This is a genomic window from Bradyrhizobium sp. GW821-FHT12B03 (assembly GCF_058807535.1).
The window spans coordinates 1-14,028 of record NZ_JBXAQU010000021.1 but is presented as its reverse complement, the minus strand read 5'-3'; the positions used below and the strand labels follow the sequence as shown (position 1 = coordinate 14,028).

At 64.7% G+C, this 14,028-nt stretch carries 13 protein-coding genes; 5 read left to right on the top strand and 8 right to left on the bottom strand.

What is annotated here, in order from left to right; translation table 11 throughout:
* The first annotated feature begins 38 nt into the window (after positions 1-38).
* Complete coding sequence (gene mazG / locus AC1RUR_RS30910; protein ID WP_492851102.1) at positions 39-875, top strand: nucleoside triphosphate pyrophosphohydrolase; 837 nt, start codon at positions 39-41, stop codon at positions 873-875.
* 12 nt (positions 876-887) lie between these two features.
* Complete coding sequence (locus AC1RUR_RS30905) at positions 888-1,304, top strand: hypothetical protein (protein WP_492851100.1); 417 nt, start codon at positions 888-890, stop codon at positions 1,302-1,304.
* A gap of 13 nt (positions 1,305-1,317) precedes the next feature.
* On the opposite strand, the gene hflX is transcribed toward AC1RUR_RS30905, so the two are convergent.
* From hflX to AC1RUR_RS30885, 4 genes are all read right to left on the bottom strand, one after another.
* A complete protein-coding gene (hflX, locus tag AC1RUR_RS30900; RefSeq protein WP_492851098.1) occupies positions 1,318-2,697 on the bottom strand; it encodes a GTPase HflX in 1,380 nt (459 codons plus the stop codon).
* Positions 2,698-2,708: 11 nt separating this feature from the next.
* On the bottom strand, positions 2,709-2,957 hold the full coding sequence (hfq, locus tag AC1RUR_RS30895; protein ID WP_007591126.1) for an RNA chaperone Hfq: 249 nt from the start codon (positions 2,955-2,957) through the stop codon (positions 2,709-2,711).
* Positions 2,958-3,205: 248 nt separating this feature from the next.
* Complete coding sequence (gene ntrX, locus AC1RUR_RS30890) at positions 3,206-4,576, bottom strand: nitrogen assimilation response regulator NtrX (protein ID WP_492851096.1); 1,371 nt, start codon at positions 4,574-4,576, stop codon at positions 3,206-3,208.
* A gap of 17 nt (positions 4,577-4,593) precedes the next feature.
* Positions 4,594-7,008, bottom strand: coding sequence for a sensor histidine kinase NtrY-like (locus AC1RUR_RS30885; RefSeq protein ID WP_492851094.1), 2,415 nt, complete (start codon positions 7,006-7,008; stop codon positions 4,594-4,596).
* Positions 7,009-7,184: 176 nt separating this feature from the next.
* Between AC1RUR_RS30885 and AC1RUR_RS30880 the strand changes: the two genes are divergently transcribed.
* A complete protein-coding gene (locus tag AC1RUR_RS30880) occupies positions 7,185-7,325 on the top strand; it encodes a hypothetical protein (RefSeq protein ID WP_492851092.1) in 141 nt (46 codons plus the stop codon).
* A gap of 214 nt (positions 7,326-7,539) precedes the next feature.
* On the opposite strand, the gene ntrC is transcribed toward AC1RUR_RS30880, so the two are convergent.
* Genes ntrC through dusB form a run of 3 tightly spaced genes read right to left on the bottom strand, consistent with a single transcriptional unit; the run spans position 7,540 to position 11,165 of the window.
* Positions 7,540-8,982 (bottom strand): nitrogen regulation protein NR(I), encoded by a 1,443-nt coding sequence (ntrC, locus tag AC1RUR_RS30875; protein WP_492851090.1) that lies wholly within the window; start codon positions 8,980-8,982, stop codon positions 7,540-7,542.
* Between the two features lie 9 nt (positions 8,983-8,991).
* Entirely contained in the window at positions 8,992-10,167 is a 1,176-nt protein-coding gene (locus AC1RUR_RS30870) for a two-component system sensor histidine kinase NtrB (RefSeq protein WP_271569588.1), read from the bottom strand.
* Positions 10,164-11,165, bottom strand: a complete 1,002-nt coding sequence (dusB, locus tag AC1RUR_RS30865) for a tRNA dihydrouridine synthase DusB (protein ID WP_492851088.1) — start codon at positions 11,163-11,165, stop codon at positions 10,164-10,166. The genes AC1RUR_RS30870 and dusB overlap by 4 nt, the downstream gene beginning before the upstream one ends.
* A gap of 281 nt (positions 11,166-11,446) precedes the next feature.
* Between dusB and AC1RUR_RS30860 the strand changes: the two genes are divergently transcribed.
* Both AC1RUR_RS30860 and AC1RUR_RS30855 read left to right on the top strand, forming a co-directional pair.
* Entirely contained in the window at positions 11,447-12,628 is a 1,182-nt protein-coding gene (locus AC1RUR_RS30860) for a bifunctional 2-C-methyl-D-erythritol 4-phosphate cytidylyltransferase/2-C-methyl-D-erythritol 2,4-cyclodiphosphate synthase (RefSeq protein ID WP_492851086.1), read from the top strand.
* A gap of 4 nt (positions 12,629-12,632) precedes the next feature.
* Positions 12,633-13,241: a CinA family protein gene (locus AC1RUR_RS30855; RefSeq protein WP_492851084.1), complete on the top strand. Its 609-nt coding sequence runs from the start codon at positions 12,633-12,635 to the stop codon at positions 13,239-13,241.
* Positions 13,242-13,269: 28 nt separating this feature from the next.
* Here AC1RUR_RS30855 and AC1RUR_RS30850 read toward each other — a convergent pair whose 3' ends face one another.
* Positions 13,270-13,752, bottom strand: a complete 483-nt coding sequence (locus tag AC1RUR_RS30850; protein ID WP_492851082.1) for a GNAT family N-acetyltransferase — start codon at positions 13,750-13,752, stop codon at positions 13,270-13,272.
* Positions 13,753-14,028: the final 276 nt, after the last annotated feature.

Sequence of the window (14,028 nt, the reverse complement as noted above, 5' to 3'; positions counted from 1 at the left end):
TTTGGCATAAGGCGGAGGACCCCGGAGAACAGCCCGCAATGACCCCTTCCCGCGACATTTCCCACCTGATCGAGATCATGGCGGCGCTGCGCACGCCGGTGACCGGCTGCCCCTGGGACCTCGAGCAGAATTTTGCGACGATCGCGCCCTACACGATCGAGGAAGCCTATGAGGTGGTCGACGCCATCGATCGCGGCGATCTCGATGATCTCCGCGAGGAACTTGGAGACCTCCTGTTACAGGTCGTGTTCCATGCCCAGATGGCGTCGGAGCAGAACGCCTTTGCATTCGGCGATGTCGTGGAAGCCATCACGCGAAAAATGATCCGGCGCCATCCCCATGTCTTCGCCGACAAGAACGGCAACCTCGCCTCTTCCCACGTCAAGGAAGTCTGGGACCGCATCAAGGCCGAGGAGAAGGCCGAGCGCGCCGCGCGCCGGCCGCCGGAAGAAGCGCCACCGCACAAATCGCTGCTGTCGGGCGTAAAGGCCGGCCAGCCTGCGCTGACGCGCGCGATGGAGCTGCAGCGCAAGGCCTCGACCGTCGGCTTCGACTGGAACGACCCGCGCGCGGTGCTGCAAAAGATCCGCGAGGAAGCCGACGAGATCGAGGCCGCGCTGGATCGCAACGACAAGCAGGAGATCGCAGAGGAAACCGGTGACCTGATGTTCGCACTCGTCAACCTCGCGCGCCATTTCGACGCGGACCCGGAAGCCGCGCTACGCGCGACCAATGCAAAATTCGAGCGACGGTTCGCGTTCATCGAACGCGCCCTGACTGCGCAGGGCCGGACGCTGGAGGAGGCCTCGCTGGCGGAGATGGATGCGCTTTGGAATGCGGCGAAGGCGGACGAGAAGCCGGTCGCTCCGGGTTGAGGAAAACTTCTTATGGTTGTGCCTGAGCCTGAAGTTTGTCGCCAGATCGCGACCGAGCGGCCCTTTGGCAAGACAAGATGCGGCGTGATTCCAGGGCCGGTTACGCCACTGGAAGTCGCACGGGCTTTCGGACTTTCAGACGATGTTGAAATCTATACTGCTGTCACGAGCGATGAAGCTGCGGCTCTCGTAACCTACGTGTTGACTACATCGCTTACCTTTGGCGGAGAAGAGATGAAACCCTCACGTGCAGCCGAACTCTGGCAACAATTCGCGGCGTTGTTCGACGAACCCGTACAATTTCTGACAAACTGCCGATCATCAGACTTTTGCCAATTTAGTCCCGCGACTGACGCCACCATTGATCTCGGTGTCCTCGTAATTGGTCCTGCCAACGGAGGGTGCTTGTGGGTGGAGGACTACGACTGACCCGCCAGACGGGCTAGATCGGATGCGGCACCGCGTCGAAGCGGTTGACCACAATATCCCGCTTGGTCTCGTCCACCCGCACGGTCATGTCGAAGCGGCCGTCGTGGAGCTCTTTGGCCAGCACCTCGGAATTGCGATGCAGCCAGGAGATGCCGGCGCCGTCGGCGGCGTCGATGGAGAGATCGAGCGTGGTGCGTTTGGCGGCAAGCCGCTCCTCGATCGCGGCGAGCAGTGCGTCGACCCCCTCGCCCGTCACGGCGGACACCAGCATGGCCGGATGATCCTCCGGCCGGCGCGCGGCGATGTTCAGGAGCTCTTCGCGCTGCTCGGAATCGTAACGGTCGATCTTGTTCCAGACCTCGATGATGCGGCCGGAATCATCAGGGTTGATGCCGAGCTGGCGCAGCACGGCGTCGACGTCGCTCTGCTGGGCCTCGGCGTCCTCGTGCGAGATGTCGCGGACATGCAGGATGACGTCGGCCTCCAGCACCTCTTCCAGCGTGGCGCGGAAGGCGGCGACGAGCTGGGTCGGCAGGTTGGAGATGAAGCCGACGGTGTCCGACAGCATTGCCTTGCCGCCATGCGGCAAAGTGAGCGCGCGTAGGGTCGGATCGAGCGTGGCAAACAGCATGTCGGCCGCCTGCACGTCGGCGCGCGTCAGGCGGTTGAACAGCGTCGACTTGCCGGCATTGGTGTAGCCGACCAGCGCCACCACGCGATACGGCACGCGCTGGCGTCCGGCGCGGTGCAGCCGCCGCGTCGCCTGCACCTTCTTCAACTCGCCCTCGAGCTTGGAGATGCGCTCCTGGATCAGGCGACGGTCGGCCTCGATCTGCGTCTCGCCGGGACCGCCCATGAAGCCGAAACCGCCGCGCTGGCGTTCCAGATGGGTCCAGGATCGCACGAGGCGCGAGCGCTGGTAGTTGAGATGCGCAAGCTCGACCTGGAGTGAGCCTTCCCTGGTCTTGGCGCGGCGGCCGAAGATTTCGAGGATGAGCCCGGTGCGGTCGAGCACCTTGGCGTGCAGCTCCTTCTCGAGATTGCGCTGCTGGATCGGCGCCAGCGCGCAATCCATCACGACGAGCTCGACGTCGAGGCTCTTGGCCAGCGCGGCGATCTCCTCGACCTTGCCTTTGCCGACATAGGTGGCGGGACGGATCTGGCTGATCGGCGCGATGATGGCATCGGCAATGACGAGGTCGATCGCGCGCGCGAGGCCGGCGGCTTCGTCGAGCCGGGCCTCGGCGTTTCGCACGACATGGCTTTCCGATTGTGCGTCGGCACCGCCCGCGCGCACACGCAAGTAGGGGCCGATGACAAGCACCCGCCCCGTTTGCTTAGCCCCTGCTGACCGCGGACGGTCGGCATCCCCGTCGAAATTCCGGGGTTCCAATCAGATCACTCTCAAGCCGGCTGATCCTCGCCGCCTTCGAACAGCTGGATCGGAGCGCCCGGCATGATGGTCGAGATCGCATGCTTGTAGACGAGCTGCGAGTGACCGTCGCGCCGAAGCAGCAAACAGAAATTGTCGAACCAGGTCACGATGCCCTGGAGCTTTACTCCGTTGACCAGAAAGATCGTCAGTGGCGTCTTGGTTTTGCGAACGTGATTAAGGAAGGTGTCCTGCAGGTTTTGTGCGCGGTCTGCCGCCATTGTTTTTTTCTCGCTTTGAGTTTCTTTTTATTGCGCCGGATGAGCCCCGCTTTTGAAAATGCGGGGTCTCGTCCGGTTGCCGCTCCTCATGAGATCCCCCTCGGAGGAACAGCTGTTCGATTAGAGGACAGGTCGGGTTATTAGGCAAGCTGCTTCGCGCGCCAGCCCACGCCGTATTGCCCCGAAAAACTACGGAAATCGATGATTTTCCTCGCCTATTCCTGAGCTGCAACCGCGACGTCGCAGCGTCAGCCGACGCCGAGCGCCTTCAACTTTCGATGCAGCGCAGAGCGTTCCATGCCAACGAACTCGGCTGTACGAGAAATATTTCCTGAAAAACGGCTAATCTGTGCAATCAAATAGTCGCGCTCGAACACTTCGCGGGCCTCGCGCAGCGGCAGGCCCATGATGTGCTCGCCATTGTTGCTGGTCGGCATCGCCGGCACCATCGAGCCGACGTCCTGCGGCAGCATATCGGCGGTGATGATCACCTCGGGTCCGCCCGCGGCGAGAATCATGACTCTCTCAACGTTGTTGCGAAGCTGGCGCACATTGCCCGGCCAGACATGCGATTGCAGCACCGCCATCGCGTCCTGCCCGATCTGCCGCTTGGGCAGGCCGCTGCCGGCCGAGATCTGCTCCATGAAGTAATCGATGAGCTCCGGAATGTCCTCGCGCCGCTCCGACAACGCGGGTACGCGGATCGGCACCACCGAGAGGCGATGATAGAGGTCCTCGCGGAAATGGCCGGCCGCGATCTCCTCTTCGAGATTGCGCGCGGTCGAGGAGATGATGCGCACGTCGACCTGCACCCTGGCGGTGCCGCCGACGCGTTGGAACGACTGCTCGACCAGCACCCGCAGGATCTTGTTCTGGGTCTCGCGCGGCATGTCCGCGATCTCGTCGATGAACAGCGTGCCGCCATGCGCCTCTTCGAGCGCACCCGGTTTGCGAGGCTGCTCGCCATTGGACTGCTCGATGCCGAACAGTTCGTGCTCCATGCGCTCGGGCGTGATCGCGGCGGCGTTGATGACGACGAAGGGACCATCAGCGCGGCCCGAGGCCATATGCAGCGTGCGCGCAGCCAGCTCCTTGCCGGCACCGGCGGGACCGACGATCAGGATGCGGCTGTTGGCCTTGGCCGCGCGATCGATGGTCTGGCGCAGCTGGTTCATGCTGGGCGAGCGGCCGACGAGCGAGCTTGCGCTCGGCGCGAGCTGCTTCAGCTCCTTGACCTCGCGCTTGAGCCGCGAATTCTCGAGCGCACGGTTGGCGACCAGGATCAGCCGGTCGGCCTTGAACGGCTTTTCGATGAAGTCGTACGCGCCGCGCTTGATCGCGGCGACCGCGGTCTCGATGTTGCCGTGGCCGGAGATCATCACGACCGGCAGATCGGCATTGTCCTTCTTGACCTGTTCCAGCAGCTGCAAGCCGTCGAGCTTGGAGCCCTGGAGCCAGATGTCGAGGAACACCAGGTGCGGCCTGCGGTTGGCGATTTCGGCCAATGCAGAGTCGCTGTCGCGTGCGGTCCGGGTGACGAAGCCCTCGTCCTCGAGGATGCCTGCAACGAGATCCCGAATATCGGCCTCATCATCGACAATCAGAATTTCACTTGCCATGGGTCGCGCCTGTCTTCTCAGTTGCCTGTTGAGGCTTCGATCTTCGTTGAATCATTGGTCTTTTCAGCCGGCTCTTTGGTTTCGGCAGCCGGCCCTTTTGTTTCAGTGTCCCTGACGGATTCTGTTGCGGCTTTCGCTTCCTTCGCCACATCCTTGACCGTTTCCGCAGTCGTCTTTTTGGCGGCCGGCGGCTGCTCGGTCCCCTCCGTCTTCGCGGGGGCGCCGGAGATCGCAAAGCGCATCCGCATCCAGGCGCCGCGCTGGCCTTCACGGAAGTCGGAGGCGTCCTTCAGCTCGATGCGCCCGCCATGGTCCTCCAGCACGCGGCCGACGATCGCAAGCCCGAGGCCGGTGCCCTTGGCGCGCGTCGTGACATACGGCTCGAGCAACCGCGAGCGCGCCACCTTGGGCAGGCCGATGCCGTTGTCGATGACGTCGATCAGCACGTCCTCACCCTCGCGCGACACCACGACGTCGATGCGGCCTTTGCCGAGCTCCTCCGGCGGGACCTGCTCGATCGCCTCGGTGGCGTTCTTGATGATGTTGGTGACCGCCTGCGAGATCAGCCGTCGGTCGAACTGGGCGCGCAGCGGATCTTCCCTGAACTCGGCCTCGATATCGAGCTCGGGATGGGCGACCTTCATCAGGAACACCGCCTGCCGCACGGTGTCGGCGACGTCCTCGCCCTCCATCACCGGTTTCGGCATCCGCGCGAAGCGCGAGAATTCGTCGACCATGCGCCTGATGTCGTCGACCTGGCGCACGATGGTGTCGGTGCACTGCTCGAAGATCTGCTTGTCCTTGGCCTCGGTGATGTCCTTGCCGAACTTGCGGCGGATGCGCTCGGCCGAGAGCTGGATCGGGGTCAGCGGGTTCTTGATCTCATGGGCGATGCGGCGCGCGACGTCGCCCCAGGCCGAGGTGCGCTGTGCCGACACCAGCTCGGTGATGTCGTCGAGCGTGATGATGTAGCTGTCGTGCGGCTGGTTCTTCTCGGCGCTGACGCGGACCGAGAGGTTGCGCTCCTGTCCGTCGCGGGTGATCGTGATCTGCCCCTGCACCAGGCGCTGGGTGCCTTCCCGCGCCGTCTTCATCATCTCGTCGAGCTCCGGCAGGACATCGGAGAGCGCATGGCCGAGCGTCTCCGCTTCGGAGTGCCCGATCAGCTTCTCGGCGGAGCGGTTGAGGATGCCGACGCTTCCCGAACTATCGACGCCGATGATGCCGGCGCTCGCCGAGGACAGCACGGCCTCGATGAAGCGGCGGCGGCTGTCGATGAGATCGCTGGCGTTGACGAGCTCGTCGCGCTGGCTGCGCAATTCCTGCGTCATCTTGTTGAAGGTCTCGCCCAGCTGCGCGAGATCGCCCTCCGACTGATGCACCGGCACCTTCACATGGAGGTCGCCGGTCGAGACGGTGTGGGCCGCATTCATCAGCCGCCGGATCGGCGACACCAGCGAGTTGGCGAAGTTGAGGCCGATCAGCACCGAGGCCATCAGGATGGTCAGCGCGATCACCGCGAACATCAGCGCAAACGCGACCTGGATGCCGAGCCGCCGCGACTCGATCTGGGCATATTCGGCGACGCTGACCTCGGTCTGCTTGAGCTGATTGACGACATTCGGATCAAGGGGCCGGGCGACATAGAGGAAGGTGTCGCTGAAGGCGCGCAGGCGGATCACCGCGGCGACGAAGCTCGCATCCGGCAGCACCGCGATCTCGGGCTCGGACTCGTTGACGTTGCTGAGGAAATCCGGTGCCGGCGGCGAATAGGCCAGCCGCATGCCGGTGTCGGCGGATTCCAGGATGTTGGTGTTCTTGTCGATGATCATCGCGCCCGGCAGGTTGCGGGAGCTGGCACTGGCGGTCAGCATCTCGCGAAACGAGCGCCGATCCTGGTCGTAGAGCGGCCGGGCATGCGCGATGTCGTTGGCCATGCCGAGAATGTCGCCGCGGATCAGCTGCGCGTGGTCCTGCATGTAGGCCCGTGCGATGTTCAGCGAGTTCTGGATGACCTCCCTGGTCGGCCCCGAGAACAGCCGGTCGAGGCCGCGCTCGAGGGTGACGTTGGCGACGACGGAGACCAGCACCGCCGGTAGCACCGCCACGATCGAGAACAGGCTGACGATCTGGACATGGAGTCGTGCCGCCGCCCTTCCCCGCCGGCGCGCCAGGATGAGCTGCCAGAGCTCGCGGACGATGATTCCGACCAGCAGCAGGATCGTGCCCGCATTGATCAGATAGAACGTGCGGACCACCTCCGGCGTCGGATCGATTCGGGTGAGGCCGGTCAGCACGAGGAAGGTCAGCAGGCCCGACAGCAGCGCCAGGGCCACGGCAAAGGGCGCCAGCCAGCGTCGCGGCGACCAGCGTCGGGGTTCTTCAGCTGGGGCCGTGTCAAAAGATGCGGCCGAGGTGTCTGCGCTGGTCATTCCGGCAATGGGTGCTGAAAACGGGGTCCGCGGCGGCGGCGGATACTGATGTATTCGTACCACATTGTTGCCGAATTGCGACAATTCCGCGGCGCCCCCGCCGCAACGCACCGGCACATCCACAGGGGTATGCCCGGTCGACGGGAACGGAATCCGGCCGTTCCGGCTTGACCGGCATGGACAGATTCTTCCTCGCAATGATGGTTTCGGCTGTGCTGCTGCTGATCGTGGCGTCTGACCTGCTGGTCAATGGCCCGGTCATGCAGGCACCGGCGGACGTCGCCATGCTGCCGGCATCAGGCCGCCTGGTCAGATAAATGCGACGCCGCGCCCTGCGGGCGAATGACGAATCTGAATGTTCCGGCGGAACATTTCAGACCGATTCGGACTTGTGCTCACCGCGTCAGCCATCAAGGCCAGCGCGATCCGGACAGGCTCAGCTCCGCTTTGGTAGGGGGAGCTGAGCCACCTCGGCGCAAACGCGTTAGCGTTTGTCGTCCGCGCAAACGCGTTTAGCGTTTGTCGCGAGGACTAGCCCCCGCTCCGATAGACCTGGATATCCAGATCCCGGATCTTCTTCCGCAGCGTGTTGCGGTTGAGGCCGAGCAGGTCTGCTGCGCGGATCTGGTTGCCGCGGGTGGCGGCGAGCGCGGCCGTCAGCAGCGGGACCTCGATCTCCTTGAGGATGCGGTGATAAAGGCCGGGCGGCGGCATGCCGTTCGGAAAGCCCTGGAAGTGCGAGGACAGATACGCCTCCACGGCGCCTCCGAGATTATCGACGCCCTGCTGGACGGCGGCACCCGGGCTGACCGAGGGCGGCGCGAGCTCGCCGTCGATGACGGAGGCCGTGATCACGTCCTGCGGATAGAGCGCGGCGAGACGCCGGGCGAGATTTTCGAGCTCGCGCACGTTGCCGGGCCAGCGGTGCTGCTTCAGCCGTTCCAGCGCCAGCGCATCGAGCTTCTTCGGCGGCAGGCCGTCCTTCTCGGCGAGCGTGAAGAAGTGGCGCACGAGATCGGGCAGATCCTCGATGCGCTCGCGCAAGGGAGGCAGCCGCAGTGGCACGACGTTGAGGCGGAAGAACAGGTCTTCGCGGAACAATCCCTGCTGGATCAGGACACGCAGGTCCTTGTTGGAGGCCGCGACGATCCGCACGTCGGTCTTGATCGGGGTGCGGCCGCCGACGGTGGTGTATTCGCCCTGCTGGAGCACGCGCAGCAGGCGGGTCTGCGCCTCCATCGGCATGTCGCCGATTTCGTCGAGGAACAGCGTGCCGCCCTCGGCCTGCTCGAACCGGCCCGAGGCGCGGGTGTTGGCGCCGGTGAAAGCACCGCGCTCGTGACCGAACAGCTCGGACTCGATCAGGTCGCGCGGAATTGCCGCCATGTTGACGGCCACGAACGGGCCGTTACGGCGTTTGCCGTAATCGTGCAGCGCGCGGGCCACCAGTTCCTTGCCCGTGCCGGACTCGCCCGTGATCATCACGGTGAGGTCGGTCTGCATCAGGCGCGCCAGCACGCGGTAGATTTCCTGCATCGCCGGCGAACGGCCGACCAGCGGGATCGCCTCCATCTCGGCGTCCTCGTCCGGCGTCGTGGTTCGCTCCTTCGGCTCGGCAAGCGCGCGGCCGACGATGGCGATCAGCTCCTTCAGGTCGAAGGGCTTTGGCAGATATTCGTACGCCCCGCGCTCGGAGGCGCGGATCGCCGTCATGAAGGTGTTTTGCGCACTCATGACGATGACGGGCAAATTCGGCCGCATCTTCTTGATCCGCGGCAGCAGGTCGAAGGCGTTTTCATCCGGCATCACCACGTCGGTGATGACGAGGTCGCCCTCCCCCTGGCTGACCCAGCGCCATAGCGTTGCGGCGTTGCCGGTGAGTCTGACCTCATAGCCGGCGCGGGACAAAGCCTGATTGAGAACCGTGCGGATGGCGGTGTCGTCATCTGCAACGAGAATGCTACCTGCGGGCATTGTTAATCCTCATTTTGCCCCCTGTGATGCAGACGACGACTTCCCGGCAGAGCCGTCGCGACTGCTGTGATCGGCATGTTTGACCGATGTGGAGTACATCGGCATCAGCACGCGGAAGGTGGTTTTGCGCGGCTGAGACTCGCATTCGATGATGCCCCCGTGATCGCCGACGATCTTTGCGACAAGCGCGAGGCCCAAACCGGAGCCGGTCTGCTTGGTGGTCACGAAGGGATCGAACAGGTTGGGCAGAAGATCGTCCGGCACGCCTGGTCCGTTGTCCCTCACGCAGAATTCGAGCGGCAGGGATACCCGGGATTTTTGACCGGGGACTGACAGGCGCACGCCGGGGCGGAATGCGGTGGTGAGCTGGATCTCGGCGTCGGGAACGTCGATCAGGGCTTCGGCGGCGTTCTTCACGAGGTTGAGAAACACCTGGATGAGCTGGTCCTGGTTCGCCAGCACCGGCGGCAGCGAGGGATCGTAATCCTCGATGAAGCGGATGTTGCGGGCAAAGCCGGACTGCGCCAGCCGCTTCACGTGATCGAGCACGGAATGGATGTTGACGGGACCGCGCACCACGGGGCGCTCGTCGCCGAACACCTCCATGCGGTCGACCAGCGTCACGATGCGGTCGGCCTCGTCGCAGATCAGCCGCGTCAGCATGCGGTCTTCCGAGGAGGCCTGCTGCTCCAGCAATTGCGCCGCGCCGCGAATGCCCGAGAGCGGGTTCTTGATCTCGTGCGCGAGCATGGCTGCTAGCGCTATCACCGAGCGCGCAGCGCTGCGATGGGTAAGCTGGCGATCCATCTTGTCGGCGATGGTGCGCTCCTGGAGCATCACCACGATATGGCCCGGCCGCTCGGTGAGCGGCGCGACATGCAAATCGACCTGGCGGTCGCCACCCATGCGCGGCGTGCCAAGATCGACCTTGTATTCGTTGACCGGCGAGTTCGACGAGCGCACCTGGTCGATCAGCGCCAGCAGGGGGCTGCCGAACGGCACCAGCTCTTTCAGCGACTGCCGCTTCAAGAATTGGGTCGATATCTCGAAGAAGGCTTCGGTTGCGATGTTGGCGGCCACGATCTTGCCGTCCGGCCCGATCAGGAGCACGGGATTGGGCAAGGCATCCAAAATCGCGTCGCTGTCGGACGGAAGCGGCCGACGATGTTCAGCGGCTGAGCTCATGCAGCAGCGCTCCATGCGAAGTCGTCGAAGGCATCTTGCAGTGAACGGTGAACGAGACGCGGATCTTCGGAAGTCAGAATCGTCTGGCGCCAGGATTTCAGCTTTTCGGCCGGGGCGCGGCTCACATCGGCCGCGACGTCGAGCGCCCAGCCCAGATGCTTGCGCGCATGCCTGAGGCCGACACGCAGGCCATAGAGCGCGCAGACACCCTCGTAGAGCGTGCGGACATAATGGAGCTGCGTCTCGAGCGGCGGCGTGGCTTCCGGCGCCCCGCCCTTGAGGCGGCGGCCGATCTGGCCGGGCAGCCAGGGCTGGCCCTGTGCGCCGCGGCCGATCATCACGGCGTCGGCGCCGGAGGATTCGAGCGCTGCGAGCGCCGTCTCGTAGGAGGTGATGTCGCCATTGACGATGAGCGGAATCGAGATCGCCTCGCGCACGGCGCGGATCGCATCCCAATCGGCTTCGCCCTTGTAGAACTGGCAGCGGGTGCGGCCATGCACGGTGACGAGCTTGATGCCGGCGGCTTCCGCGCGCCGCGCCAGCTCCGGTGCATTGCGGCTGCGGTCATCCCAGCCGAGCCGCATCTTCAGCGTCACCGGCACCTTCACCGCCGCGATCGTCGCATCGATCAGGCTGACGGCATGGTCGAGATCGCGCATCAGGGCCGAGCCGGACTGGCCACCGGTGACGTGACGGGCCGGACAGCCCATGTTGATATCGATGATGTCGGCGCCTTCAGCTTCGGCAATCCGGGCGCCTTCGGCCATCCAGTGCGCCTCGCAGCCCGCGAGCTGGACCACGTGTGGGCCGATTCCGGTCGCTTCGCATCGCAACCGCGACATCCGGTGGCCGTTGGCGAGCTCATCGCTGGCGGTCATTTCCGATACGACCATGCCGGCCCCGAGCTCGGCAACCAGCCGGCGGACGGGCGAGTCCGTGACCCCCGACATCGGCGCCAGGAAGACCGGGGTGGCGACCTCAATGTCGCCTATTTTCAAGGGCTTGGAGCCTGATCCTGCCGGGCCGGTCACAATGATCTCGTCAACTAGGCAGGGCCTCATCGCGCCTGCCATGACCTATCTTGCGCACAATTCTTGTGCAGTCAAGCGTCATGCCTACAGTTTAGACAGTTCTGCAAATCTTTCAAGTGCAGTGCAGCAAATTGCTGTTTCCCACAATCCGGGGAAACCCCCTTTTTTTGCGGGCCTGCCGTGCTAGAGGCATGCCGGCAATCACCCAATTCCCGACTCCATCAATAGCAACTGAGTATTTGAGTCATATGGCGAAATCACAGCGCACCGCAGTCGTTCTCGTTGCGGCCGGTCGCGGCCTGCGGGCGGGCGCCGGCGGGCCGAAGCAATATCGCGAGATCGGCGGTGTGCCCGTGATCTATCGCGCCATGGAAGCCTTCAGCCGCCACCCCGACGTGTTTGCAGTGCAGCCCGTGGTCAACCCCGACGACAGCGCCATGTTCACGGCAGCGGTCGCAGGATTGAAGCACGAGCCGCCGACCAATGGCGGTGCCACACGCCAGGCCTCGGTGCTTGCCGGTCTCGAAGCGCTCGCCAAGCACAAGCCCGACATCGTGCTGATCCACGACGCGGCGCGGCCGTTCGTCTCGGAAGGCGTGATCTCGCGCGCGATCGGTGCGGCGAGCCGCACCGGTGCTGCGATCCCCGTCGTCCCCGTCACCGACACCATCAAGCTCACCGGCGATGCCGGCGACGTCGAGGGCACGCCGGACCGCGCGCGTTTGCGAATCGCGCAGACGCCGCAATCCTTTCGTTTCGACGTCATCCTCGAGGCGCATCGTCGCGCGGCGAAGGACGGGCGCAGCGATTTCACCGACGATGCCGCGATTGCCGAATGGGCGGGATTGACGGTTGCAACCTTTGAAGGCGATGTTGCCAACATGAAGCTCACCACCCCCGAAGACTTCGTGCGCGAGGAAGCGCGCCTGGCTGCCCAGCTCGGCGACATCAGGACCGGCACGGGCTACGACGTGCATGCCTTCGGCGAAGGCGACCATCTCATGATCTGCGGCGTGCGCGTGCCGCACAGCAAGGGTTTTCTGGCGCATTCGGACGGCGATGTCGGCCTGCACGCACTGGTGGATGCCATCCTCGGGGCCCTGGCCGACGGCGACATCGGCTCACACTTCCCGCCGAGCGACGCCAAGTGGAAGGGCGCCTCCTCCGACCAGTTCCTGAAATACGCCATCGAGCGCGTCACGGCGCGCGGCGGCCGTGTTGCCAATCTCGAGGTCACCATGATCTGCGAGCGGCCGAAGATCGGCCCGCTGCGCGACACCATGCGCGCCCGCATCGCAGAGATCTCCGGCGTCGACATCGCGCGCGTCGCGGTGAAGGCGACGACCAGCGAGCGGCTCGGCTTCACCGGCCGCGAAGAAGGCATCGCAGCGACCGCGAGCGCCACCATCCGTCTTCCCTGGAGCGTGTAGGATCATGGGCGGCAGCGACGCACGCGCCCTCTCCCGCTCGCTGCTCGATCTGTGCCGGATGCGCAAGCTGACGATTGCCACGGCCGAGTCCTGCACCGGCGGCCTCGTTGCCGGCGCGCTGACCGACATCCCCGGCTCCTCCGACGTGATCGACCGCGGCTTCGTCACTTATTCCAACGACGCCAAGCGCGCGATGCTCGGGGTCGAGGCGAGCACGCTGGCGAATTTCGGTGCGGTCAGCAAGGAGACCGCGACTGCCATGGCGATCGGTGCGCTGGAGCGTGCCGGCGTCGACCTCGCGGTCGCCATCACCGGCATCGCCGGCCCGGGCGGTGCGACGCCCGGCAAGCCGGTCGGCCTCGTGCATTTCGCCGCCGCCGCGCGCGATGGCCGCATCATCCATCGCGAGCACCGTTTCGGCGCGATCGGCCGCACCGCCGTGCGCGCCCGTTCCGTGGTCGAGGCGCTGCGCATGCTGATGGACCTTGCCCGCGGCCCTCAGGCCCAAACCAAGCCGCGCCGCGCCGCCGCCGCAACGCGCCTGCGTCCCCGCGTGACCCGCTCGCCGCGCCGGCATGCCGTCAAGCGCAGGCCGCCGCGATCGCCGCGCTGACGCGGGCGACAATTGCGCGGCCTGTCATTTACATCTCAGCCAGTTCTCGCAGCCCGGCGCCGGCAATACGGAAGAAACGTTTCGCGGGTAACGCCCGCCCTCCAAGCATCTCGTAGAAGTGCTGAAGCCGCTGGTCCTCCGCATCGACAGTCCAATCGATGCGATCGTGCCCCTCCCGGCGAGCCAGTTCGGCCAGACGCGCCATAAGCCGTTTGCCCAATCCGGTCCCGCGCCGGTTGCGGCGAACGTAGAGCTCCTTCAAGAAGAAGCCTGACGTCAAGCCGGGTCCGGGATAGATCGCGCTGAAACATGCAAGACCGGCGATGCCGTCGTTCTCGCATGCGAGCAGGATTCGCGCCCCCACGGGTCTCGACCTCAGCCCGTCAATGATCACGTCCCGCGCGGGACAGGCGACACGATAGTGAGCCTGCATCTCGATCAGCGCATCGGCCATGTTCTCGAAATCGGTGTCCGTGATTTCCCTGAAGGTCGTCAGAGCGATATGGTCCATGGTCGATCCCTGTGGTCACTCGACTTCCGCCAGCCTCACGGCGGCGATATTCCGCTTTTTTGCACGCAACTGTGTTTCGTGTCGAGCTGCATGGAACGGCGCTGTCGTAGCCCGGACTACGCTTCGCTCCATCCGGGCTACATGACCTTGCGTTGCCCGACGGGCAAAACACACAAACAGCGGGTCAACCCACTCGCGCGAAAATATTCCACTTTACCGAAATTCGGCTTTGGCGTAATCATGCGCCATCTCATCCCCTGTCAGAGGGGCGTATCG